We start from the raw sequence: 25,164 nt of genomic DNA, 5'->3' as shown, positions 1-25,164 counted from the left end.
AGCAGAATAGAGATCGACGAGGACAAAATCGATGATGCGGTCCTGGCACTCTTATGGCTGACGCTCCCCAACGAGCGTTGCGCCTAGTGTCCTGTCCCGCAAATAGCTTTACATAATCGTTCAACCTTTTCGAGGATTGCCTCGCATGTGGCGGTCCAGACAAATGGCTTCGCCTTGCGTTGTAGGCCTGAACGAAGGAGTTGATTTTCTAGATGAGGAGCTTGGCGCTGACGAAAGAAGCGCGACGGATCTGGCGTTCGGTGGGGAGCGCGAACCAACGCTCTACCTGGTTGAGCCAGGACGCGTAAGTCGGCGTGTAATGGATATGGAAACGCGGTCGCGCGGCAAGCCAGGCGCGGACGTTGGGATGCTTGTGGGCGGCATAGTTGTCGGCCACCAGTTGAGCGTTGAGGTCTGGCGGAACATTCGCCTCGATGTGCTTGAGGAAACCCAGGAATTCCTGGTGCCGGTGACGAGCGCGGCACCGGGTGAGAACTTGGCCGTTCGCGATATCGAGGGCGGCGAATAAGGTCGTGGTGCCGTGCCGGGGTGAAGCAGGTGGGCGGCTGACGTTCCCTCAGATAAAAAGTAAGTGCAATGGGGTGGGTGTAGTGGCAAAAGACTCGCGGCGCGGCATGAACGTCGTTGAGGCTGAAAGATGCGTGATGACAAACCTTGATAGAGATACTCCGACGAGTTCAACTGCAGATGATCGTGGGCTTCAGTGGACATCGGTGCGCCGGGATCTCGCTAGGCGAAATGATCGCTTGGTGTCGATTATAATGTGTGTCTACGGACAAATAGATCTGACAGACACCTGCCTAACATCAATATTTCGGCACGAGGCAGGAGAGGATTTCGAACTCATCATCGTTGACAACGGAAACGATTCCGAAACGAGGCGACGCCTTGAGCAATGGGCTGCGCGACACACCGCGATAAAATTGATTCACAATGCTACAAACTTAAATTTTGCGCTCGGTAACAACATTGGTTTCGCCGCATCGCGTGGTTCGCGGGTCGTGTTCCTTAACAACGATACCGAGGTCTGTCCCGAGTGGTTGCGGTCTCTGACACGGCCCTTGAACGACCCGAACGTGAAGGGCGTACAACCCAAGCTTATCTATCCCGATGGTTCAATTCAGGCCATCGGAATCGTGTTCTCTGATCGCACTCCGATGGGCTATCCAATTTATGCGGGCAAGCCAGGAGACTATGAGCCATCACAAAAGCCAAAGCGATTCCGCGCGCTAACGGCCGCATGTGTCGCGTTTCGCGCGAGCGATTTTGCATCCGTTGAGGGATTTGACACGATATTTATCAACGGTCAGGAAGATGTTGACCTATGTTTGCGTCTCGGAGGGGGTGAACACTTGTTTGCCTATTCACCGGAGGTCACGATAATCCACCATGAAAGCAAAACAGTCGGCCGCCGCGACCACATTGAATACAACCGGCAAATTTTCTCCGAAAGATGGAAGAACGCCAATCTAGCAGACGACGTCATGCATTATTCCAAGGATGGAATTGAAGTAGGCAAATATGTCCCGGATTACGCTCCATGGATTGACACAGGGTACGCGGTCTGGCGGCCCGGTGAAGTGGGCGGGCGAGAGACAGCCAGGAATTACGCTGAGCGTTTGCCCGCGGATACAACGATTGCCATTAAAATCGGTTGCCCAAACAGTACTCTCAAAGATCATTGGGGCGACTACCACTTCGCAGTCGCATTGGCTGCCGCATTCCTTCGTAAGGGTTTGCGCGCGCGGATAGATTTCCTAGACTGCTGGCATGCCAACGCAACGCCAAACGACATCAATCTCGTCTTGCGTGGTATTTCACAGTTCCCGGCTGACGCCGATGCCGTCAACCTGATTTGGGTGATCAGTCATCCGGACAAAATCTCAACCGACGAGCTTTTGCAATTCGACCGTATTTTTGCTGCTTCGAACATTTGGTCTCCCCATGATGATCCTTCCAGACCTGTTAAGATTGAACCCCTGCTGCAATGCACAGATACTTGCCGGTTTTACCCTAGGGAGAAGGATAGTAGCGTCGCATTTCCCCGTCTGTATGTTGCCAATTCCAGGCTGGTGGAAAGAGCCGTCGTAAAACAGGCTATTGAGGGTGACATCACTCTCGACATCTTCGGTGAGATGTGGGACGGCATTGCACCCGAACGTTGGATTAAAGGGATCAAAATCGACAATGTAGACCTTCCGCGATACTATTCAAACGCAGAAATTATACTGAACGATCACTGGGATGCCATGCGCGAAGAGGGGTTTATTTCCAACCGTATCTTTGATGTGTTGGCTTGTGGGGGCAACGTGGTGACCGATGACGTGGGGGGGTTGCCGTCCGAACTCGCACGGTTTTGTACCATGTTTTCTTCCGCTAAGCCGATTGGAGAGGCTATCGAGGAGGCTCGCCAAGCACACCGAAGACATCCGGGCAGATCTTCGGCTGCTGCGCACTATATTCATCAAAATCATAGCTTTGACGATAGAGCGGGCACCATCCTAAATGCAATGATTGAAGTGGTGGCCGAAAAGCGTGGTGCCGACCGCACCTGACCACGTCACATCTTAAGCAACGACAAGATATTGATTTCCGCCGAGGTCCGACCCGTTCCGCATATGTGTCAGATGGAACTCTCAATGAAAATATCCATCAATCCCGGATCAGGTCTCCATGCGACAGCCAAGAAACATTGGTGGCATCGGCGTCACTGAAGGAGGTAGTCCGTCTTTCGGGCAACAAAAATCGTGCTACCATTAAACCCCGATCGCTCTGAAGGTGGTATGTTACAGGAGTCCATTTCCGCTTCACTAGCATACTTAGAAAGCGAGTACTGCGGTTCTAGCCTCATTATCAACCCCAGGTGGCGGTCAAGATCGTCGATACCAAAACGTCGAACATGGTCACCCTGACCAAAGCGCCTCAAAGCCTCCTCTTCGGTCAACGGACCGAAATCTTCCTCATAGTGGCCGGCGATTAGGGGTAGACAGAAAATGTGATATCCGTCTGGCTTAAGTGACCTCGACAGGTGAAAGAACATGTATGCGAGCGTACAAGGTATATGCTCTGCTACATGTGAATGTATTATCAAATCGTAGTTGTTTTCGACGAGGTTTGAACTGTCCGTAATAATATTGAACCGACGAACTTTCTTAGACGGGAAATTGTCAGGATTATAATCCACCGCCTCATATCCCTCAGGCGATACGCTCGAAAGATAATTCAGAAGTCCAATTTCAGGTGCCAGATGAAGTATCTTGCTTGTTGCCGAAGGTATGCGCAATTTGTCGATAATGAGCTTAATTGCGCGAGCCCTTTCTAACGACCCGCAAGATTCGCATTTCACCGCGATGCGACCATTCATATCGCCCCAGTTGGCTGAGCCGCAGATATTACAAGTCATCGTCATGCTTCGTCTCGCCATCCAGCTAAATTGCCCGTTCATCAAAATGCAAAGCTTGCTGAATGCTCTGTCGTGCTCGTTCACCAAATGGCCGTTGGGAGCCTTAGTTAATAGCGAGCGAATGGTCTAGCATCAAGCTGAGCAATATTTCCCGATAGTAGCGATCCCACGCTGGCTGCACGAGAGTGGCATGCCTGTGGGGGTGGCCGGATAGGATCAGCTTATGCAAGTCGAGCTGAGCAATTTCGGCAAGGTTTTTCGAGATAATCTGGTGCATCGCACGTTTCATGTCTTCAATGTTGGAGATGCGACCTGATCCGGGCCTGCCAACATAGTATTCGCACAGCGTCTCCGCCACTACCATCGGTGCCGTGTCTTTGGTGTATCGGAGAATAAGATCCCAGTCGACGAGCCTCGCAAGCTTGGTATCGAAGACACCATATCTTTCAACGCACTCCCGGCGATGGACGAAGACATTCATATCAATGAAGTTTTGATATAGAATAGACTTCCTTTCGAAAGGAAAGAAGAGGGTTGCCGACGGTTGTTCGACTTCGTCAAGAAAAAGAAGCCTAGAATAAGCCGTCTTCTGCTCGCTATTGTCGGAAAATGCTTTTACGACTGTCGACGCAAAGTTCGGCTTCCACGTATTGTCACTGTCCAGATATGCGATAAGCTCGCCAGTAGACATTTGCAGACCCACATTTCGAGCCGCACTAACGCCGCCATGCGTAGTTTTCTTGTATCGTAACTGTACCTTGTTGGCAAAGCTTGATAAAAATGCTTTCGCTACGTCTCCGGTGCCATCGGTGCTTCCATCATCTACCAAACATAACTCTAGTTGGCCGATATCCTGCTCGACAAGTGAACTGAGCGCGCGAGTTATCACACTGGCACGATTCCAGGCTGGCATGATTACTGATAGCAGGTGGCTCACTTCAAAGATTCACAGCAAAAATACTTCCTAAACGGGAACCATAATGATACGGAAGGCGCGATACAAGTCGATCGGCTGCCGAAAAAATTGGCACTTGAAGAAAATTGTGGTTATGGCTGCATTGAAGCTTGTGCTGGTCAGGCACGCGGAATCGAAAGGCAACATCGCTGGTTCGCTCACCGGCACGGACGCGGATGTGCTTAGCGAGGAGGGTGAAAGACAAGCCATTGCGTTGTCGGATTCACTAAAGCCGTTTGGTATATTCGATACGGTTTATGTAAGTGACACCGAGCGCGCAATTCAGACGGCGCGACTGGCCGGCTTTGATGCAATGTTACTTACGAGCCTCTTAAAGGAAACGAATGGCGGAACCTGGGGCGGGCGGCCACGGTCAGAATTTGACGCAGAATTTCCGAACTTTTTCAATCCTCTCGATCTTGAAAGGGCGTATCCTGACGGAGAAAGCCATTTCGAAATGGGACAGCGTGTCCTGAGTTTCATCAGCTCGGAAGTGATGCCCAAGCACGATCAAAAAGTATTACTTTTTACTCACCTCGGGCCTATCAACATCATATTGCACAAATTGTTCGATATTGAACTAAGCCGATTCCCAATGTTCAAATTGCGAAACTGCGCGATTGTAGAGCTCGATATTTGTTTGGTAGACGGGAGCATGTTATTGAAAAAGGCGAGCTTCTGAGTTTTTCCGTCACTCTATCGCAGCATCAAAGCTAGGGCTGAAGCCGCATACTTGATATGGAGTGCGCCTTCCACTCGCAAAGCCGCATTTTCAACCAGCTTCCGCCGCGCGTCAGGATTATCGACGAACCTCGCGATGGCGTTTATCCATGCATCACGCTGGTTCTCAACCAGACGCCCGTGGACACCGTCGTCTATTACGGTTTCGTAAACCGGCACTCTTGAATAAACACCTGCAATTCCGGCAGCCCCGAATTCAATAAACTTGAAGGGATTTTTACAAAGATTGAACTCGTAACTTCCCTCATCCTCCTTCCCCCCCAAGGGAACCAGGCCGATATCAAAGATACCTTTAAAGAGCGAGCGACGATAGGTCTCGAAATCAACACTTCCAAGCCATTGCCAGTCGTGCAGCCCCAGTTCATCTGGAGGAAAATCTCCATAGTACGTGAACTCGATATCAGGATACCTATCCCTGACAGCATCGATTGCTTGGAGCCATTCGTGTTTGAAATTTACGATCTTCAAAAAATCCGCGTTGACCATGCCGATACGGAGCTTACTGTCTTCGCGTACCGTGGGAGGTGTCGATGCATATCTCTCGGTATATATCCCGTTCGGCAGAAGTTGAATATTTGAGCAGAGAGGCTTGTAGATTTTTAAGAGTCGAGGATTTGCAACGCTTACGATATCGCTAAGTGAAAGAAATCTGAGGATAATATCGATATTCGCCTGTGTGGGCTTTGCGCCGCTATAAGCCGGATAGGCAAGCACATGATCATCAACATCGTATAGAATGCGAGCGCCCTGCATCTTGGCTTCAATCGCGTACTCAAGGGAATCGCTGTCAATTGCCTTATTGAAAAATACCCAGTCAGGCGTGTATCTCTTTCGAAGTTCGCTCGGAAAATCGACTAAAAAATCCGCCGTTCCTGCATCGCGCAGATAGTGCAACGGTTCCAATAGTCGAGCCGATATTGATCGAGACACATAGGAAGAGGCGACGTTCGAAGGACGGTTAGCGACCAAAACTCGGAGAACGCTCATAGCTATCGATCTTGCTCCAGCGTTTGCGTTGAACGATCCAAATAAAACTGCTGCTGGTAGCCGCATTTGAAGCGAACCCAGTTACACTCTTGGTAACTGAATGGCAAGTTTCCAACTTTCCCCGCCGGCACGATATCGTCGGCCCATAGATGTTGAAAAGATTTGCAAGTTGATCTATGCGGGTTTGCTATAACTGAATTCTCCGCGGCCTTGAGGCCGAAAAGTGGTTAACGTAAATGCTTCAGCCGAAATACAAAGGCATCATCCTCGCCGGCGGCAAGGGAACACGGCTTTACCCAGCGACGATCCCAATCAGCAAGCAGTTGCTGCCAGTATATGACAAGCCGATGATCTACTATCCGCTTAGTACGCTAATGATCGCCGGAATCACAGAGGTGTTGATCATCTCAACACCAAGTGCGTTGCCCCTCTATCAGGAATTGCTGGGATCCGGCGAAACGCTGGGTATGCGTTTCGAGTATGCGATACAAGCGGAAGCACGCGGTCTTGCCGAGGCTTTCATCATTGGAGAGCGCTTTATCGGCGGTGCGTGCGCGGCCCTCGCGCTTGGAGATAATATCTTCTACGGCACCGGCGTTGGCACGAGCGTGCGGCAAGCGAGCGAGCGCGATTCCGGTGCGACCGTTTTTGCCTATTCGGTAAGCGACCCGGAGCGTTACGGGATCGTCGAGTTTGCCGAAGATAAGACAACCCCAATCTCCATCGTCGAAAAGCCTAAGAATCCGAGAAGTCACTTCGCCGTTACCGGGCTTTATTTCTACGACAATGACGTCATCGAGATATCGAAAGGCATCAAGCCCTCTTCCCGCGGCGAGCTTGAGATCACAACAGTCAACGACGTCTATCTGCAGAGCGGAAAGCTATTCGTCGAGAAACTCGGTCGCGGGAACGCATGGTTCGACACCGGGACCCATGATAGTCTTCTTGAATCAAGCCAATTCGTACACACGATCGAAAAGCGCCAGGGCCAGAAGATCGCGTGCATTGAGGAAATCGCCTGGCGCATGGGCTTCATCGATGACGAGCAGCTCGCACAACTGGCTCATCCACTTGTGTCGAGCGGCTATGGAAAGTACCTGCTGAGCCTAATTCCGCGATAGTTTCTATACGCGGAATTGGACTGGTCTGCCGTCTAGTAGCGGAAATTGTGTTCAACGTCAGCAAAGCGCGTGGCGGTAGCATCCTTTGGCGAAAGCAACACGGCAAGTTGGGGCCAATCTATCGCGACGTCAGGATCATTCCATAGGAGCGATCGCTCGGACGCGGCATCCCAGTATCCCGTCTGCCGGTAGGAAACGAGGGTATCATCCTCCAGCGCCATGAAGCCATGTGCGAAGCCCTCTGGAACGTAAAACATGTGGTTGTCTGTGCCGGCAAGCTCCGTACCCGCCCATTTACCATAGGTCGGCGATCCCAGCCGCAGATCCACGGCAACGTCGAATATCCGCCCGTGAACGCAGCGGACCAATTTTCCCACGGCGTGAGGATTGACTTGGAAGTGCAGGCCGCGGACGACTCCTTTTGAGGACCGTGATTGATTATCCTGCACAAATTGCGGCAATCCAAGTTCCTGGAACGCGGAGGCGCGAAACGTCTCAGTAAAGGAGCCGCGATCGTCTCCGAATTCCCTATGTTCCAATAGCAGGACATCGGGGATAGCCTGAGGAATAGCCTTGAAGTTCATTTTTTTCCTTTCCTGGAGATGGCGATCACGCTAGCAGCTTTGACGTCGATAAAGATCCGATATAGGGACACTCCCTTGAGTACAAGGTAGTGCGGAGAGCTTTCATGCGCAAAACAGCAATGGTCACTGGTGGAGCGGGCTTTATAGGATCAGCAGTCTGTCGATATCTCATTGGCGAAACAGACTACGATGTGGTCAATCTGGATCTGTTGACGTACGCTGGTGATCTTCGCTCGCTCGACTCCATCAAATCCAGTCCGCGCTTCTCGACCATACAAGGTGACATCGGTAACAGCGAGCTGGTGGGTGAAATCCTGCACCGTCACCGCCCGTCGGTCATTCTGCATCTCGCGGCGGAGTCTCACGTCGATCGCTCTATCGATGGGGCGGCGCCGTTCATCGAGACCAATATCGTCGGCACCTTCCGGCTTTTGGAAGCCGTTCGCAGCTATTGGTCGGCACTCCCAGCGGCCGAGCAGAGAGAATTTCGTTTCCTGCATGTCTCGACAGACGAGGTGTATGGTACTTTGGGCGACGAGGGACTTTTCTCGGAAACGACGCCCTATTCGCCAAACTCGCCTTATTCTGCATCGAAGGCTGCATCGGACCATTTGGTCAATGCCTGGCATCACACCTACGACCTGCCGATTGTTATTTCGAATTGTTCAAACAATTATGGTCCGTTCCAATTTCCGGAAAAGCTCATCCCGCGCATGATTACAACTGCGCTGGAGCATGGCTCGTTACCGGTATACGGCGCCGGAAACAATGTCCGTGACTGGTTGCACGTGGACGATCATGCTTCCGCTCTGTGGCTTGTGGCGACGAAGGGACGGCTTGGTGAAAAATACAATATCGGTGGGCGCAACGAGCGCCGCAACGTCGATGTCGTTCGCACCATTTGCTCCCTGTTGGACGAGTTGGGGCCTCCTGCGCCGCAAGGAGGATATGAGAGCCTTATCACCTACGTAACCGACCGCCTCGGTCACGATCATCGCTATGCGATAGATGCAACGAAGATCGAAACCGAACTCGGCTGGAAAGCGAAATATGACTTCGACCACGGTCTGCATGCCACCATCTTGTGGTATCTTTCCAACGAGTGGTGGTGGCGGCCTCACAAGGAGGCTGCCGAGGCCCTCTATAAGGCAAAAGCCAAATGACACTCTTAATCTTGGGTAAGAATGGACAGGTTGCAACAGCCCTTGCGGAATTGGCCGAGGAACGCGGCCTCGAATGGGTTGCCTGGGGTCGGGGCGAGCTCGATCTTTCGGATATCGACCAAACATATACAGCAATCATGAAGTCAGGAGCGTCAGCCATTGTAAACGCTGCGGCTTATACCGCTGTGGATAAAGCGGAGAGCGACGCTGCCTCGGCGATGCGTCTGAACGCGGATGCCCCAGCGATCATCGCACAGGCCGCAAGGGAGCTCGATGTCCCCTTTGTGCATATCTCCACAGATTACGTCTTTTCGGGCGATAAAACGACACCCTACACCGAAGACGATGCTATATCGCCAATCAGCACTTATGGTCTGAGCAAGGCTGAAGGCGAGAAGCGAGTGCGTGAGGTCTATTCGGCAACCACCATCCTGCGCACCGCCTGGGTTTTTCACGAGAGCGGAAGCAACTTCGTCAAGACCATGCTTCGCCTCGGCGGGGAGCGCAAGGAACTGCGCGTAGTCGCCGATCAGCATGGCAATCCTACCTATGCCGGCGATATTGCCTCAGCCTGCTTGAAGATTGTTGAGATAGCAAAGGCTCGCTCGCGCAACGTCGCGGGGACATTCCATTTCGCCGGTCGGGGATATACGACATGGCACGGGTTTGCCGAGGCAATTTTCGCCGAAGCGGCAGCGCAGGGATGGGCAGTGCCTGACCGTGTGATGGCAATCTCGACCGCCGAATATCCCACGCCGGCGAGACGGCCAGCCAATTCACGTTTTGATTGCAATCGGATCGCTAGCGTGCTGGAAATTGAAGCTCCGCACTGGCGCGACTCTTTAGCCCACTGCCTGCAGCGGTTGGCGGTGACCGGGGGGTGATCGCTGCTGCATCAAGGCAGAAAAGCCTAGGCCTTCTTTTGCTCCCATTTGCTTATTAGTTGGAGCTTGTGGGATAGATGACCGGACGCTTTTGATCTCGAGAAGAGGATTATTAATATGTTAGTTGAGACACAGGCGACGAGCCCGTTGAATCCGTCGTGGTCTGAACCGACTGAGTCCTTGCGGATACAGAAATCGCCACCTGGGGTGTATAACAACATCAAATTGGCCTATTTCCTGGCTTGGTACGATGTGCGGCACCGCTATGCCCGATCGGTGATCGGACCTTTTTGGATCACGCTACAGACGGCAATTTTCGCTGGCTGCATTGGCTTTGTCTTTAGCGCTATATCGAACGTCTCCGTTCCCGACTTCCTACCGTATTTTGCAGTTAGTTTCGTTATGTGGAACTTTTTGTCCGGCGCGACCAACAATGCGACGACGACGCTGCTGGGTGCGGGTGGATTCATCAAGGATCGGGGGCTGCCTGCCTATGTCTTCTATGTCCAGTGCTTTTTCCGGCATCTACTGTTTCTCGCCCATAACATCCTCGTTCCGATTATTCTTTTCATCTTTCTGGGAGGGGCTACGTTCCTCGGTCTCGTCATGGCTATTCCAGGGCTGATCATCTTCATGGCGGTGACGCTCTGCCTATCGCTCGTGGCGGGAACGCTCGCTACGCGCTATCGAGACGTGCAGCCGCTGGTGGAGTCATTTATGAACTTGGCCTTCCTTGCCTCACCGATCATGTGGAAACCTCATGTGGTCGCGGGTCGCGACTATCTGCTGCACTATAACCCCGTGGTGCATTTGCTTGCGATCTGGCGAGAGCCATTGTTGAACGACGCCATGCCTTGGGATAGTTTTATCGTCTCGCTGGGACTCCTCGCAATTCTTGCCCTGCTGAGCTGGTTTGCGCTAACGCGCCTGCGCAACGCGGCTTTCTGGATCTGAACAATGGCTACGATCACGCTTAAGAAAGTCACGCTTGACTATCCGATCTACGATCTGAACGACAAGTCTTTGAAGAGGCTTTTGTTGTCCGCCGCGGGCGGATCTGCGGAGAAAACAACAGTCATTCGCGCCCTTCACGAGATCGACTTTGAGGTTAAAGCTGGGGAACGCATCGGGCTGTACGGACCAAACGGTTCCGGCAAGACGACGCTGTTGCGGACAATCGCGGGTATTTTTCCAATATCCGGCGGCAACATCTCCGTCACCGGTCAGATGACGCCTTTGCTCGGGCTCGCGATCGGCGCGAATATGGAAATTTCTGCCGAGGACAACATCAGGCTCTTGCTCCGCGTGGATGGTATCAAACCAACGAAAGAGCTTGTGGATTCGATCTGGGAGTTTACGGACCTAGAGGACAAAATGCGCCGCATGCCCTTGCGCACGTTCTCTTCGGGCATGCTGATGCGCGTACTTTTCTCAGTCTCGACGGCGTTCTCACCGGAGATCCTTCTTCTGGATGAATGGCTGAGCGTCGTTGATGAAACCTTTTCCAAGAAGGCCGAGCGGCGCATGGAGGATTTGGTTTCCCGTTCGAAGATCCTCATCATTGCATCGCACAACATGAAGATGCTTGAACGTGTTTGCACACGCATCGTGCGGCTGGAGCAGGGGCATATCAAATCCGATGAAGCTGTCGTGCGGGTGCAGAACATTGATGGTGCGGAAACGCCTGCAACCGCGTTTAGCTGACCCATAATACAGAAAGAACAGCATTGAGCACAGTGCACATTCATGCCCGGGATATCGTTTTAAACGATGCTGTCGGCAGCTTCGCGCGGCAGATCGCCATTCTAGCGGAGAAAGCAGGGCACGATGTTCGGCTTTGGGCTGAACATACAGACGTTCAAGAGCCTCACCCTGTTGAAAGCCGCTCGGCATTCTGGACGACGGTCCAACCGCAGGATGTCATCTTTTTCAATCATTCGATCTTCGATCCTGCACTTGAGGATGTTATTGCTCTACCGAATCCTAAGATTGTCTATTTTCACAATATCACACCGCCTGATCTGATTGATCGTGCGGACGAGCGAACAATCGAAAATTGCCGGATGGGCCTCCAGCAGCGTCCACTTCTCGCTAAGTTCGATGTCATCATGGTCAATTCGGAAGCGACGGCGAAGTGTCTGCTCGAGGCGTTTGATGCGGATGCTTTGACGCATCATAAGGACCGGATCGTCATCTGCCCGCCGCTCATCGGCGCGGACCGGTGGAATGCTGTTCACGCCGAAGATCTCCAAGCTGCGTCGGATAAGCGAAATATCCTCTACGTCGGGCGCATCGTTGCACATAAGGGCGTCCTCGACATTGTCGATATCGCCGGAGAGCTAGCGGCGCTGAAGATGCCGATTGCACTCGATATCGTCGGTGGTCCCACAAACGGCCCCTACGTCGATCTTGTCAAGGCGCTCGCAAAGACAATCGAGGAAACTCACGGCGTGCCTGTCACATTCCATCATGGGATATCGGATCGCCAATTGAAGGCGCTCTATGAAATGACGACGGCCTGCATCGCGCACTCGTCTCACGAAGGGTTTTGCGTGCCCGCCCTCGATGCGCTGGCCTTTGATAAACCGATGTTCGTCACTCCCGTCCCCGCAATATTGGAAGTATTGGGGTCTGCGGCATTGCTAATTCCGGAAGATGACAGGGCTGCGGCCGCCGCGACGATCGCGGCTTTTCTTATAAATGGCGACCACGCTGGCCACGCCTCCTTGAGGAAGAAACGCCTTGAGGAACTGCGGATAAAGGCTGACGGTAGGCTCATCCTGGCAGCTATCGAAGGTTTGGGAGCGGCCTGATGCAGATCGTCTATGCCACTTATCCTTGGGCATTTGAAACGCCGGGCGGTGGCGAAATCCAGCTGCTGAAATATGAACAATATCTGCTCAACGCCGGCGCGGATGTGGTGCGGTACGATCCCTGGCGTGGCGGCCTCGACAAGGCAGACGTATTCCATTTTTTCTCGTGTATGGGCGGCTCCGTACATCTGTGCAACTACGCGAAGGCGCGGGGTATTCCTCTCGTCATTTCCGCCAGCCTCTGGCTGACGGAAGAAACCATGCATCTCTACCCGATCGCCGAAATCGCCGCGCAGCTTTCCTTAGCTGATGCGATCGTTACAAATGGCGATGTAGAAAGCGACCGTATCTCGACCATACTCGGTCTATCGCGCGAACGCTTCCATACGGTGCGCAATGCCTGCGATCCGTGGTTCGGAGAGCCGGTTGACCCTGGACTTTTCCGCTCCACCTACCAGGTTCATGGGCCGTTTGTGCTCAATGTCGGGAATATCGAGCCACGCAAGAACCAGTTGGCTTTGATCCGCGCAGCAAAGCAGGCCGGCAAGCCATTGATACTCCTTGGGCATATCCGAGACGCAGAATATGGTAAGGCTTGTCTCGCTGAAACCGGTCCGAATGTTCGCCATTTGGGCGCACTTGATCACGATAGTCCGCTGCTGCGGTCTGCATATGCTGCTTGCGAGGTTTTCTGTCTGCCTTCAACGTTGGAAACGCCAGGCCTTGCTGCTTTGGAGGCATCGGCTGCAGGTGCGCGGCTCGTGATCACAGGTGAAGGCTCCACCCGCGAGTATTTTGGAGATCATGCCCTATATGTCGACAGCGACGATGTAGAGGGGATTGCCGTCGCGTTGAGAAAAGCAGGAGAAACGCTGCCATCGGAGCAGCTGCGGCACTATGTGAACAAGAATTTTACATGGAATCGCGCCGTCGAGCCGTTGCTAGAACTCTATCGCGGGCTTGCGGCTGCGCGTTGACAGGCGAGTCTATTTGCCCTTACCAAAGCGCATTTCACGCGGAATTTCAAAGGCTGAAAGACAATGATTTTTAGCGCTCTTCGGAACGGCATTCGCGGGGCCTTGGCAACGACCATCGTCTACCCCCTCACCGAGCGCTATGAGGCTCGCGATATTCGCAGCAAAACGAGATGGATCAGAGAAGAGATAGACCGCCCGTTTTCAGAGCGACGTGCGCGTGCGATGGCGCGCCTTGCCGAAACAGTCGTCTTTGCCGGCGCCAAGGTGCCGTACTATCGTGATCTGTTCAGTTCGATCGGCTTCGATCCGGTGAAGGTGGCTGCGGACCCCCGATATATCGAGGATTTACCATACCTAACGAAGGATATCATTCGCGAACAGGGTCAAAGGCTGCTGCGCGAGGACCGGGACGGCATGCGGATTCATGTGGCCAAGACCGGCGGCTCGACTGGACCGTCCGCTCATATCTATTATGATCAGGAGGCGGCCGACTGGTCTTCGGCCATCACCCAGGAAAGCCGCCGTCGCGTCGGGAACACGCACTGGCGTAGCGAGCTGCATTTCGCCTCGAAATTTCCGGAGGTATTTCCGTGGCGGGACCGCATGCGTGAGCATGTGAAGTGCTTTGCCATGAATCGCGACAATATCTTCTTCGCAACATTCGCAAGCGAGGAACTCGAACAGATATGGCGCAGAATAAAGTCGATCCGGCCACATTTGGCGCATGCCCATCCGTCTACCGCCGATCAGCTCGCAGCCCACGTCGAGGCGACCCGTGGCAAGGATAAAGGGTTCCAGATCTTCGAATCTTCCGGCGAGTTGCTCGAGGCGCGGCAGCGAGAGCGCATCGAAAGAGTGCTGCAATGCCAGGTGATTGATCGCTATGGCTTGGCGGAAGCCGGCGTGATCGCCTACCAGATCGATCCAAAGAATTCCGATATGCGATTTTACGAGTTTTTCGCATGGCCGGAGTTGCGGACGGAAGAGGAAACGGGGTTGGCGGATGTCCCTGAAGGTGCACGCAGTGGTGAGTTGGTGATAACTCCACTTTTCAACAGGATGATGCCGCTGTTGCGTTATCGCACTGGCGACAACGCCATCCTAGCGCAGCAGCCGAATGGTATTGTCATTCCCCGTATGGTTGGCCGCGTTCACGACGTGATCATGTTGGGCGGCACGCCACTCCCCACCCACTTTATCCAGGACGTGCTTGATCGCGTCGGTGGCATTCGCGAATTCCAGATTCAGATGCTCCATGGCAAACCGGTGTTTCGGCTCGTGCCAGAGGATACCGCCGACACAAATGCAATCCGGGAACGCATTGCCTCGTGGTGGTCCGACAATGTCGAGGTCGAGTTCATCACGCCAGCTGACCTAAAGCTGGTCGGCCGGCGTCAGAAATTCAGGCATTTCGTACCAGAAGAGGCATCGGGGCAATGATCACCGTATTTGCAGGTAGACCCGATGATTCCACCACCGAGATCGTCGCAGAAGCATTCCGCCGGTCGGTAACCCGGGGTCTGGTAACGGTGGCATCCGACGATCCCGTGCCGACAATTGGGGACGGCAACGTTTATGTCTTCATCTCGCCCCGGATGGATCAAGCGCCCCTTGTCGATGCGGCTTCTAGGTCAAACGCCAAGGTTCTTCTATTTGGTCACTTGCCCGACAAAGTCGCGTCCTTGGCGGGGCTGGCTGCGCCAGGCCCCTTGGCTTCCGGATGGGCCGATGCAGCGGCATGCCCGCCGACGCCAATCTATACGACGACGCGATCATCGGCGGAGGTCAGTTGGAACAAGCATCCCCTGGCGAATGCATCACCATTTTCGTCACGACCTTTCTTGCGGTTTGACTATGCCGACGAATGGAACAACCTAGGATACGGACGGATTACGGCCGATGGCGGGTCGTGGTCTATTGCGATGACGAGTGAAGCCCTCGGCGCAACGATGCTCGCGGTCGCTTCTGCACCGGGTATTGCAAAAGACGTGCCGTTCGTCACCTTACTGGAAAACGAGACGGCGTCCATCCTCTGGTGGAACCGCCCAGTGGGTCCAGTCGACAGCGCCGAATGGGCCGTGATCGAGGCATTCCTCGCGGATTGGCGGCACGAGGACAGGCCGTGCATCCCCGTCATTGGGGAAATTCCGCACGGATATGACGCGGCGGTGACGATGCGCCTGGATTGTGATGAGGACATTGCGTCGGCGCGGCCATTGTTCGAACTCTATCGTTCGCGCGGCTTGCCTTTCTCGGTGGCGATCAAGACTGCTCAGGAAGACAAGGACGAGCACGTCGCGCTGATGAAGGAGGTTCTGGATGCCGGCGGCGCCGTTCTCTCGCACTCTGTGACGCATGCACCCCGCTGGGGAGGCTCCGGAGAAGCCTGCGAGATAGAAGCTCGAACCTCTTCAGACTGGATCGAGCAGCGCCTGCCTGGCTTGACCGTGCGCTATGCCGTATCGCCCTTCCATCAGAATCCCGCCTACGTGCCGGAAGCTCTCAAGCACGCAGGTCTGCAGGGTTTTGTTGGTGGTATCATCGCCAACGATCCGGAAATGCTGATGGCCAAGGGGGGAACGATACCCGGTGACGGGTCGGGAATTGTTACGCACAGCCAACAGTGTATGTTGCATGGTGATTGTATTCTGAGGGAAGGGGATCCATTGGCGATCAACAAGCAGGCCTTCATGGTGGCGGTTGCTGCCGGAAGCCTGTTCGGCTATCTCGATCATCCATTCTCGCCGCGCTATGACTACGGCTGGGGATCTGAGGAGCATCGCCTGTCGCGGCATCGTGAGTTTATCGACCATATCGAATTGGAAATGGCGGGTCGTCCGATTCTTTGGCTCAATGAAGAGGATACCTTGGACTGGGTCGCGGCTAAGATGCGCCTAACAATGCGAGAAACGGCTAATGGCTTCCAGCTGACGGAAGGTACCGCGGTTGGAACCCGATTAGGTCTCGCATTCTCTGTCCGTTGGCGCGGCGCCACCCTGGCATTGGCGGATTTTGTCGATGGCTGAAATCGGTGTGCGTCATGTCATGATCATCGTAGGCACGCGCCCCGAAGCAGTTAAGATGGCGCCGGTCATCAAGGCGCTCTACGCGCGGCCGGAGGCTTTTCGCTGTACTGTGGTCTCAACGGGACAACATCGTGAGATGTTGCGCCAAACATTGACCAGCTTCGGGCTTTCCGTGGATGTCGATCTAGACATCATGCAGCCCGATCAAACGCTTGCTTCGTTGACAGGAGCTGCGATCGGCGCATGCGAAAAGATCTTTCAAGCTGCAAGACCGGACGTCGTCCTTGTGCAGGGGGATACGACGACGGTTCTTTCGGCGTCATTGGCTGCACATTACGCCCAGATTCCAATTGCTCATGTGGAAGCGGGCCTGCGGACCTATGAGCGCTACAACCCATTTCCAGAGGAAATGAACCGCAAGCTCGTTACGTCGTTGGCTACCCTGCATTTTGCGCCGACAGAACGGTCGGCACGACAATTGCGGAAAGAAGGCGTCCCTCCATCAAAGATCTTCGTTACCGGCAACACCGTCGTCGATGCGCTGGAAGAGCTTCGAGGCAAAGTGACCACCGATGATATCTCGCCGGCCGTCAGGGAGATGGTAGCGCGAAGCCAAGGACGGTTCGTGCTCGTGACGTGCCACCGCCGGGAAAGCTTTGCGCATGACCTCAATGTCATTGTCGACGCGATCGCCACGCTGGCCAACCGCTTCCCCGATCGCACGTTCTTTTTTCCCGTGCACCTAAATCCAAATGTCCGCGCACTGGTGATGCCAAGGCTGAATGAGATTGAGAATGTCGTGCTGGCGGATCCGGTTCCCTATGCAGATATTCTATTTTGTCTCTCGTCTGCGGAGCTGGTGATGACGGATTCGGGAGGCTTGCAGGAAGAGGCTCCCTCATTCGGTGTGCCGGTCATCGTGTTGCGCAGGACGACGGAGAGGCCAGAGGGGGTACGCGCCGGCTTCTCTCGCCTAGTGCCGATCGCGCGGAAAAATATTGTCTCCCTGGCCGGTTCCTGGTTGCGGTCTGGTCGCAAGACAATGCTGGCTGGAAGACCCAATCCTTACGGACACGGCAATGCTGCGGCGCGGATCGTCGACATACTGTCGAAGGAACCGTTGCCGTGACCGGTAGCAATAAACGAATGACATTCGTCATGTTTTCGACAGCTGATTGGGCAGCACCTTACTGGACGAACAAGCAGCATGTCGCCGACCGCTTGGCCAAGCGAGGTCATCAAGTCCTCTATATCGAGTCACCCGGAATCCGTGCCCCTAGAGCCAATGCGCGCGATCTGTTCCGCATATGGGACCGCCTGAAGAGAGCGTTCATTCCCCCAAAGAAAGTTGACCAAACGCTCTGGGTCTATGCGCCGCTGACGATTCCATTCGGTCATAAGAGCAGGTTTGTCCGAGCTTTCAATCGATGGCTGCTTGGCTTGGCGATCCGCAAATGGCTGAAACGCAACCGCGATGATGATGATGTTATTGTATGGACATATCACCCCTATATTGACGGCATCATGTATGGTTTGCCGGTGCGGTCTACTATTTACCACTGCGTCGATGACCTTGCCGCCATTCCTGGCGTGGACGCCGATACGTTTCGAAAAGCGGAAGTGACGCTTCTCAAAAGAGCGGATCGTGTCTTTACGACAAGCCCTTATCTTCAGTCTCACTGTGCGGCCGTGGCTGGAGAGCGGAGTGTCTACGAGCGCAACGTCGCCGATATCGAGCATTTTTCGCAGGCGAGGCATGCTGGAACAATCCCTGCCGAGTTGGCCAAAATTAGTGGACCGAAGCTTTGCTACACAGGGGTTTTGTCCGACTACAAGCTCGATTTCTCGCTCGTTGAACAATGCGCCATTGCTCGACCCGGCTGGAATTGGATCTTCATCGGAGACGAGCCAGAGGGCCAAAAGAGTCCAGCTGTTGTCCGCCTGAAAGAACTACCCAACGTTTATTTTTTTGGGTACCGGTCCTATGACACTCTACCGAACTATTTGCGTGGGACAGATATTGCAGTTCTTCCTAATCTAACAACAGGTTACATGTCGGGCGTTTTCCCGATGAAGTTATATGAGTATATGGCGGCAGGGAGACCCATCATCTCTACAGCCATAGACGCGCTTGCTGATATCAAGGATCAAGTTGCCATAGCGAGCGATCCAACGGAGTGGATTTATAACACCGAAAAATTGTTGGCCTCACCACCTGAGGCTATCGGACTGCATGACCCCAGGCTTCTAAATTTTAGCTGGGAAGCGCGACTCGATCGAATGCTTGCGCTGATATGAAGAAAATGCCTCGTTGTCGCTTTCACCGCAAGCGCGCGTTTTGCGGCACCTTTTGGCGTTAAATGATGCGGGGCATGAGATGTGCACCAGAAACGAGGTGGACACAATATTATGGCCAACGAGGATGAGAAACTTCGTGTGAAGCTCGTAGGTCGGGACGGGCGGCGGAGCTTTGATCAACTGTCGAAGGCACGTTTGATCGAAAGTTGTTTGCAGCCAGGTACGTCGGTCGCGCAACTTGCATTGGACGATGGTATCCCTCCGGCGTGAACCGCCTTGCGAGCTTTGGCGAAATCGTGATTTTGCGCTCTTGAGAGTGGATTTAAGAGCGCATTGAGGGTCAGCTGCGACCAAGCAGCACGACATCGCCATTCCGATGTTCGGCTACAAGAACCATGCCGGCATCGACCGGGCGCATGGGTTCATCCGGTAATGGGCGGTGACGAGCGCGGCCGCCCATGACGGCGCTCCACTCAGGAACGTCGTTGCCAAGGACAACACCGCCTCGACCGTCTGGGCCGACAGTGCCGATCGTTCGAAGACCAACGAGGAATGGCTGAAGGACAATGGCCTGAAGTCGGACATCCACCAACGAAAGCCGAAGGGCAAGCCAATGCCGGAAACGGCGTCGCAGGCAAACGGGCGACGATCAAAGATCAGGTCAGCCGTCGAGCATGTCTTCGCCAGGCAAAAGGACCAGATGAAGCTCTTCATCCGCACGATTGGCGTCAGCAGGGCGACGGTGAAGATCGGTATGGCCAATATCGCCTACAAGCCGGCAACAGCCATCGGGCCGCGCCGCCGATCACCAATTCAGCGGTAATTCGAGGTCTCCAATTTATCAATCAACCCCATCTCCCAGGATGTTGGCACCCGCAGTCAAGCTCAGCGTAAGACGTCCTGCCGATCGATTTTCTGTTGTCTTCTACACTGGCGCCGGCGCAGGGAAACCTGTAAGTTCCACGGGAATAGATGCGTCACCTCTGTAAGCGTAGCGTTAAAGGATCAACGTTTGCGACTCTTGCTAACCACCTACCACCAAGCATTCCTGTCGCCTGGCGGCGGGGAAACGGAACTGCATCAGCTAGCGGAATATATCAACGATGTCGGTGTTCGCGCAGACCTTTATGGGCCGAACTCCAGGCGCCTAAGCGCCTATGACGCGGTCATTCATTTTTCCGCTCACGGCGGCGGCGAAGGTCTGCTGCAGGATATAAAAGCTGCGGGAAAGCCGATTGTCTTGATTCCGAATTTCAATTTCTTTGATCAGCAGCACAAGGCAAATGACGTCGTTCAGCGTCACCTCGACCTCGCCGATCTGGTCATCTTACGCACGAATGTCGAGAAAGACCTCTGCCAAAAGAATTTTGTCATCGCCAAAGACAATATTGCCGTCGTGCCACCGGGCATTGCGCCCGGTTTCGGCAAGCCGGCCGAAGAGGGCCTCTTCCAATCCGCTTATGGCCTCGACAGATACATCCTCTGGGTTGGGCAAATCGCTGAACACAAGCGGCAGCTCGAGACGATCGAGGCGCTCCAGGGTATCAATATTCCGCTGGTTTTCGTCGGCGGATATGCCGACAAGCGCTATTACGATCAATGCCGCGCCGCCGCAGGCGATTACGTCCGCTTCCTGCCGTATATGCAGCCAGCGTCGGAGATCCTTCGCTCGGCCATGCAGAGCTGCTCCGTCTACCTCGAGCTTGGCGATGATGCCCCCGGATTTTCATCTCTGGAAGCAGCGCTGGCGGGAAGTCCAATGGTTCTGAACGATCATCCGTGGTCGAGGGAAATGTTTGGATCATTGCCAATCTACGTTGAGGCGAACAATCCGACAGCCATACGGGCCGCAGTCACTACTGCACTGGACACTCGAACCCGGAATCAACTGACGGAAGAGATGCGCAGCCGTCATCTTCAACCCGGTCCGACAAGGCACCTCTTGGAGCTGTTGAAATTGAAAGTAGGGCGTTGACTCTTGGGGCACCCGTTCGCCAATAGGCTCGGTTGTCTGCGTTCCCCACTATGTCATGCGACGCTGGCTTTGGCTCGACCGGAAAACATAGATCGTGGTATGCACTTGCTAAAGCGCTGCTGTTGGCGGTCTGACGGCTGCAAAAGAATAGAGTGAAAGGATTTCTCGTGTTCAGTTCCTTCGTCCCTGGAAAGATGGACCTTCGAGCTGGGAACGATCTGACCCTGCTGGGCTCCGCAGAAGAAATCTCCGTCTATGACATGACTGGAGGCGACCCCAATTTCCAAATGGAATGGCCGGGTGGAGGGTTGTCTGCCGGTTTGTACGAGCTCATGATTGATTTTCCCGACGGAATTCAGTCGTTGATGCAGCCCACGCTTTATGTCGATAGCGGCAGCGGTTACAATGAGCGAGAATGTGTCGCCCTGAGTTTTTACGCTCAGCAAGACAGATACGCAGCTGCAATCCTCCTGGAAAAAGGAGCGAAGGCATTGCGGTTCGACCCGAGTTGCCAACCTGGAAGGCTGACGATCGGTTCGGTTTACCTAGGTTACGTTTCCACGATCGATAATCTGGGCGATCTGCCTGTGTCCCGGCCGCATATGTCCCAGGCGATCAACCAGCAGAGATCGCTTGCGGCTCTCTCTCTCGAAAACGGGATCTACAAGATCGCCGAGGATAAGTGCGAATACGTGTTCGTCCCTCCGCAAGAGCCTGCGGATATCGGTCATCGTCTTGCATCTCTTTCCACGAAGCCGACATTTTCCATCGTCGTCCCCTCATACAATACGCCCGAACCACTCATGCAAAAGCTGCTGAGCTCGGTTACCGGCCAGTGGTACCCCCATTGGGAACTCATCATCGTTGACGATGCCAGTCCGAATCCGCAGGCAAAGGATTTGCTCGATCGACTCACGGACCCGCGCATCAAAGTTTATTGGCAGAGCGAAAATCGTGGCATCGCCGGCGCGACGAATGCCGGCATCGAGGTGGCATCAGGCGAATATGTCGTTCTTCTCGATCATGACGACGAGCTGACGCTGGATTGTCTCTTCGAACTGGCGCTCTGCGTCGATGCATATGATGCGGATTACATCTACAGCGACGAAGACAAGATCGATCTCGATGGGCGCTTCAGCATGCCCCATTTCAAGCCGGATTGGTCGCCGGACACCATGATGAGCACTATGTACGTGTGCCATGTATCGTGCATCAGACGCCAGCTCCTTCTGGATATCGGTGGCTTGCGGAGCAAGTATGATGGTTGTCAGGATTGGGATCTCATCCTGAGATTGACGGAAAAAACCCAAAACATCCGTCATATTCCCAAGGTTCTATATCACTGGCGTATCATTCCGGGTTCGGTAGCTGGCGCCCTTACGGAAAAGCCGTATGTTCTGGATGCAAGTCGCCGGGTTAGGGAAGACGCACTACAGCGGCGAGGTTTGGCTGGGACGGTTGAGCCCTTGGATGCCTTGCCGGGCTATTTTTCGGTCAACTATCACGTAAGGGGCGAGCCCCTTGTATCGATCATCATTCCAACGCGCGATAATGTGAATGTTCTGAAACGCTGCGTGAATTCTTTAGTCGAAAAGGCTACCTATCCTCATAAGCAGATCGTCATCGTTGACAACGGATCCGTGGACAAAACGACGGTCGACTACCTACGCGTTCTTTCCGAGAGCAAGGTCGCCGTTGTCGTCAGAAGCCATACGCCATTCAACTTTTCGGCCCTTTGCAATATCGGCGCCTCACATTCCGACGGCGATTTTCTTCTCTTCCTGAATGACGATACGGAGGTTATCACTCCGGATTTCCTGGAGCGTATGATCGGCTACGCCCAATTGCCACATATCGGAGCCGCTGGTGCAAAGCTTCTTTATCCGAACAGTAACCGCGTACAGCATTCCGGCGTGCTGAATCTTGCAAAGGGTCCCGTACACGCCTTTCTGGGCAGCGCCCCCGACATGCCCGGCTACTTCGTTCGGAATCTCCTTGAATATAACTGGCTGGCGGTAACCGGCGCCTGTTTAATGGTACAAAAGACGAAATTCGAGCGCGTGGGCGGTTTCGACGAAAATTTCCCCATCGCTTATAATGACGTCGACTTATGCTTCAGGCTGCATGAAGCAGGGCTCTACAATGTCATGTGCCAGAAGGCGGTATTATATCATCATGAATCCGTGAGCCGCGGACTTGATCGCGAGGATGTGGAAAAAACGCTACGCCTCAAGAGAGAGATGCGCGCGCTTTATGTGAAGCACCCTAAGTACTTCCGGCATGATCCATTTTATAATCCCAACCTTCACCCGAACGGCATCAATTTCGATTACGCGATATGACCGACAAAATTCAGGCTGGTGGCAATATGCTCGATACCGATGTTCTCTCGCATTTGATCGCATCTGCGCAAAATGCGGACATCATATCCTTCGACTTCTTTGACACGCTCTTTGTGAGAACGGTGATCGATCCTGAGGATGTCTTCGACCTCGTGGGACAGCGCGCGGGAATCGAGGGCTTTCGTGAGATCAGACGAAAAGCACAGAGCGACGCCTTCGCGCAGATGCATTCCGATGGTCGAAAAGAAATTACGATGCGCGGAATTTATGAGAAGTTTTCTCATGACGATATGAACTCCGATCAGATCATGTCGCTAGAATATGAGATGGAGCTTCTCGTCGCTCTGCCGAATACGGAAGTCGTAGCAGCCTTCGAAAAATTTATATCCTCTGGGAAAAAGGTCATCATCACATCGGATATGTATCTTCCGAAAAGCTATTTCGCAGATGTCTTGCGAGCCTTCAATATTCCGGTAGTCGATATTTTCGTTTCCTCGGAAGTGAACTGCACCAAGAGGGATACAGGAGAGCTTTTCAGCTATATTGCGCAGGAAACCGGCGTCCCCCTGGGTCGCATCCTTCATATTGGAGATAATCCGATCTCCGATGTGGAACGTGCAGCAGAAAAAGGTCTGCAGGTGTTCCATTATCGAAACGACCGGGTTCCGCCCGTCCTGCCCACAGTAAAATCGACGGAATATTCGGTCGCGAGAGGTCTATCGAAAAAGCATCTGGAGGACATTCATTCTGGCACTTATCAGGCACTGGGCTATCATTATGCCGGACCTGCGGCGATTGCCTTCTATGAATGGCTGAAGAAGGAGGCTGTCGCAGATGGGGTCAGTCATGTGCTTCTCATGGCGCGCGATGGATATATCATAGATCAGATACGTCAATTTGATCCGAATCCGATCGATGCCACCTTTACGTATTTCAAGGGCTCCAGAACCGTCTTTACGCTTGCATCGATAAACGAGAATAATTTCCTCACGTTCCTGCCATTCCTGACGTCAGGCGCATTTGGCCTTACCCCGGCGGAGCTGTTCACTAGAATAAACGTACCCGTACCTGAACAGAAGTTGCTGGATGATCTTGGATTGGGTGGCGATGTCACGATTACGGCAGATATTCTGCCAAGGATTCACGATCTTCTCATCGCATTGCGCTGGCACATCCTAAGAACATGTCAGGAAAATAGCCGGGGCGTATTTTCCACTTTGGTTAATATTGGCATACGTCCGAATGACAAAGTTGCCATCGTTGACGTCGGCTGGAACGGAACGACACAATCGGCATTTGAGACGGCCATTGCCGACTGTTTTCCGCTCGACGTGAAGGGCTATTATCTTGCTCTGACAGAAAGCGAAGAATGCCTAGCTCGTCAAAAGAAGAGCTACATGAAAGCAATGTTTGCCGGCCCGGACTACCTTTCGAGCGATATCAAGGCCATGTACAATAATCGTGTGGTCGTGGAGTTTCTGTTTTCGGCCCCCCATCACTCCATAATATCTCTCCAGGTTTCAGAAACGGGAGATGTCCTATCGATGGCCGACTCCCGTCGGCATGGCGATAGCCATCTATTGCTGGCGGTGGAGCAGGTCATCGATGGAGCCAGGAAATTCGCGAGCGATTTTTACAGTGCGATGTCGGATATGAAACTGCCCTTCAATCCGAAGTCGTTGCTCGCACCGCTTCATTCCCTTATTCTAGACAACCATTGGAAAAAAGACGTTCTGTTTGAAGGTATCACCGATTTTGACGACTGGGCTCTCGCCCGGAAGAAGCCGCGGAAGTTGACGCACTACTAAATTGCGGCACGCTTTGACCGCCAGTCATCGGTGCTTCGCGCGTAGGACGAGATCTGATATGGATAC

21 protein-coding genes and 2 pseudogenes are annotated in these 25,164 nt (G+C 53.6%); 18 read left to right on the top strand and 5 right to left on the bottom strand.

From position 1 onward, the window contains the following. Positions 1–6 precede the first annotated feature (6 nt). A pseudogene (locus tag AC13QE_RS16040) lies at positions 7–84 on the top strand (DUF6429 family protein); the annotation flags it as partial. Here AC13QE_RS16040 and AC13QE_RS16035 read toward each other — a convergent pair. Beyond that, a pseudogene (locus tag AC13QE_RS16035) lies at positions 84–547 on the bottom strand (IS630 family transposase); the annotation flags it as partial. The pseudogenes AC13QE_RS16040 and AC13QE_RS16035 sit on opposite strands and share 1 nt — an antisense overlap. 118 nt (positions 548–665) lie before the next feature. Between AC13QE_RS16035 and AC13QE_RS16030 the strand changes: the two are divergent. Then, positions 666–2,576, top strand: a complete 1,911-nt coding sequence (locus AC13QE_RS16030) for a glycosyltransferase (protein ID WP_488484398.1) — start codon at positions 666–668, stop codon at positions 2,574–2,576. A gap of 152 nt (positions 2,577–2,728) precedes the next feature. Here AC13QE_RS16030 and AC13QE_RS16025 read toward each other — a convergent pair whose 3' ends face one another. Both AC13QE_RS16025 and AC13QE_RS16020 read right to left on the bottom strand, forming a co-directional pair. Next, positions 2,729–3,430: a class I SAM-dependent methyltransferase gene (locus AC13QE_RS16025; RefSeq protein ID WP_168844089.1), complete on the bottom strand. Its 702-nt coding sequence runs from the start codon at positions 3,428–3,430 to the stop codon at positions 2,729–2,731. A gap of 97 nt (positions 3,431–3,527) precedes the next feature. Next, positions 3,528–4,361 carry a glycosyltransferase family A protein gene (locus AC13QE_RS16020; protein WP_162700951.1) on the bottom strand — a complete coding sequence of 278 codons (834 nt, stop codon included), beginning with the start codon at positions 4,359–4,361 and terminating at the stop codon, positions 3,528–3,530. 112 nt (positions 4,362–4,473) lie between these two features. Between AC13QE_RS16020 and AC13QE_RS16015 the strand changes: the two genes are divergently transcribed. Beyond that, positions 4,474–5,061 (top strand): histidine phosphatase family protein, encoded by a 588-nt coding sequence (locus tag AC13QE_RS16015; protein ID WP_488484397.1) that lies wholly within the window; start codon positions 4,474–4,476, stop codon positions 5,059–5,061. A 14-nt stretch (positions 5,062–5,075) separates the two neighbouring features. Here the strand turns inward: AC13QE_RS16015 and AC13QE_RS16010 are convergent, their stop codons facing one another. Beyond that, positions 5,076–6,014, bottom strand: coding sequence for a glycosyltransferase family protein (locus AC13QE_RS16010; protein ID WP_488484396.1), 939 nt, complete (start codon positions 6,012–6,014; stop codon positions 5,076–5,078). 329 nt (positions 6,015–6,343) lie between these two features. On the opposite strand from AC13QE_RS16010, the gene rfbA reads away from it, so the two are divergent. Further along, a complete protein-coding gene (gene rfbA, locus AC13QE_RS16005; protein WP_112414021.1) occupies positions 6,344–7,228 on the top strand; it encodes a glucose-1-phosphate thymidylyltransferase RfbA in 885 nt (294 codons plus the stop codon). A gap of 32 nt (positions 7,229–7,260) precedes the next feature. Here rfbA and rfbC read toward each other — a convergent pair whose 3' ends face one another. Beyond that, the gene (gene rfbC, locus AC13QE_RS16000; RefSeq protein WP_112414022.1) at positions 7,261–7,812 is read right to left on the bottom strand and encodes a dTDP-4-dehydrorhamnose 3,5-epimerase; all 552 of its coding nucleotides are present in this window, start codon (positions 7,810–7,812) and stop codon (positions 7,261–7,263) included. Between the two features lie 104 nt (positions 7,813–7,916). Between rfbC and rfbB the strand changes: the two genes are divergently transcribed. The 14 genes from rfbB to AC13QE_RS15930 all read left to right on the top strand — a co-directional run bounded on the left by rfbB (position 7,917) and on the right by AC13QE_RS15930 (position 25,098). Beyond that, positions 7,917–8,975: a dTDP-glucose 4,6-dehydratase gene (rfbB, locus tag AC13QE_RS15995; protein ID WP_168844084.1), complete on the top strand. Its 1,059-nt coding sequence runs from the start codon at positions 7,917–7,919 to the stop codon at positions 8,973–8,975. Continuing rightward, entirely contained in the window at positions 8,972–9,859 is an 888-nt protein-coding gene (gene rfbD / locus AC13QE_RS15990; RefSeq protein WP_488484395.1) for a dTDP-4-dehydrorhamnose reductase, read from the top strand. Before rfbB ends, rfbD begins: the two co-directional genes overlap by 4 nt. Before the next feature lie 117 nt (positions 9,860–9,976). Beyond that, entirely contained in the window at positions 9,977–10,813 is an 837-nt protein-coding gene (locus tag AC13QE_RS15985; RefSeq protein ID WP_112420631.1) for an ABC transporter permease, read from the top strand. A 3-nt stretch (positions 10,814–10,816) separates the two neighbouring features. After that, positions 10,817–11,563, top strand: a complete 747-nt coding sequence (locus AC13QE_RS15980; RefSeq protein WP_168844082.1) for an ABC transporter ATP-binding protein — start codon at positions 10,817–10,819, stop codon at positions 11,561–11,563. Positions 11,564–11,595: 32 nt separating this feature from the next. Beyond that, a complete protein-coding gene (locus AC13QE_RS15975) occupies positions 11,596–12,672 on the top strand; it encodes a glycosyltransferase (protein WP_488484394.1) in 1,077 nt (358 codons plus the stop codon). Continuing rightward, the gene (locus tag AC13QE_RS15970) at positions 12,672–13,649 is read left to right on the top strand and encodes a glycosyltransferase (RefSeq protein ID WP_488484393.1); all 978 of its coding nucleotides are present in this window, start codon (positions 12,672–12,674) and stop codon (positions 13,647–13,649) included. Before AC13QE_RS15975 ends, AC13QE_RS15970 begins: the two co-directional genes overlap by 1 nt. A gap of 63 nt (positions 13,650–13,712) precedes the next feature. Further along, positions 13,713–15,089, top strand: a complete 1,377-nt coding sequence (locus AC13QE_RS15965) for a phenylacetate--CoA ligase family protein (RefSeq protein WP_488484392.1) — start codon at positions 13,713–13,715, stop codon at positions 15,087–15,089. Beyond that, the gene (locus tag AC13QE_RS15960; RefSeq protein ID WP_488484391.1) at positions 15,086–16,675 is read left to right on the top strand and encodes a hypothetical protein; all 1,590 of its coding nucleotides are present in this window, start codon (positions 15,086–15,088) and stop codon (positions 16,673–16,675) included. Before AC13QE_RS15965 ends, AC13QE_RS15960 begins: the two co-directional genes overlap by 4 nt. Continuing rightward, entirely contained in the window at positions 16,668–17,804 is a 1,137-nt protein-coding gene (gene wecB, locus AC13QE_RS15955; RefSeq protein WP_488484390.1) for a non-hydrolyzing UDP-N-acetylglucosamine 2-epimerase, read from the top strand. The genes AC13QE_RS15960 and wecB overlap by 8 nt, the downstream gene beginning before the upstream one ends. Beyond that, positions 17,801–18,973: a glycosyltransferase gene (locus tag AC13QE_RS15950; protein ID WP_488484389.1), complete on the top strand. Its 1,173-nt coding sequence runs from the start codon at positions 17,801–17,803 to the stop codon at positions 18,971–18,973. The genes wecB and AC13QE_RS15950 overlap by 4 nt, the downstream gene beginning before the upstream one ends. Positions 18,974–19,412: 439 nt before the next feature. Then, positions 19,413–19,796 carry a hypothetical protein gene (locus AC13QE_RS15945; RefSeq protein ID WP_488484388.1) on the top strand — a complete coding sequence of 128 codons (384 nt, stop codon included), beginning with the start codon at positions 19,413–19,415 and terminating at the stop codon, positions 19,794–19,796. Between the two features lie 189 nt (positions 19,797–19,985). Then, on the top strand, positions 19,986–20,948 hold the full coding sequence (locus AC13QE_RS15940; protein WP_488484387.1) for a glycosyltransferase family 4 protein: 963 nt from the start codon (positions 19,986–19,988) through the stop codon (positions 20,946–20,948). 152 nt (positions 20,949–21,100) lie between these two features. Further along, entirely contained in the window at positions 21,101–23,290 is a 2,190-nt protein-coding gene (locus AC13QE_RS15935; protein ID WP_488484386.1) for a glycosyltransferase family 2 protein, read from the top strand. Then, entirely contained in the window at positions 23,287–25,098 is a 1,812-nt protein-coding gene (locus AC13QE_RS15930) for an HAD family hydrolase (protein WP_488484385.1), read from the top strand. Before AC13QE_RS15935 ends, AC13QE_RS15930 begins: the two co-directional genes overlap by 4 nt. The last annotated feature ends 66 nt before the right edge of the window (positions 25,099–25,164 follow it).

The sequence above is a fragment of the Martinezella sp. CNPSo 3957 genome, from assembly GCF_057784395.1.
This window is presented reverse-complemented; position numbering and strand designations above follow the sequence as displayed.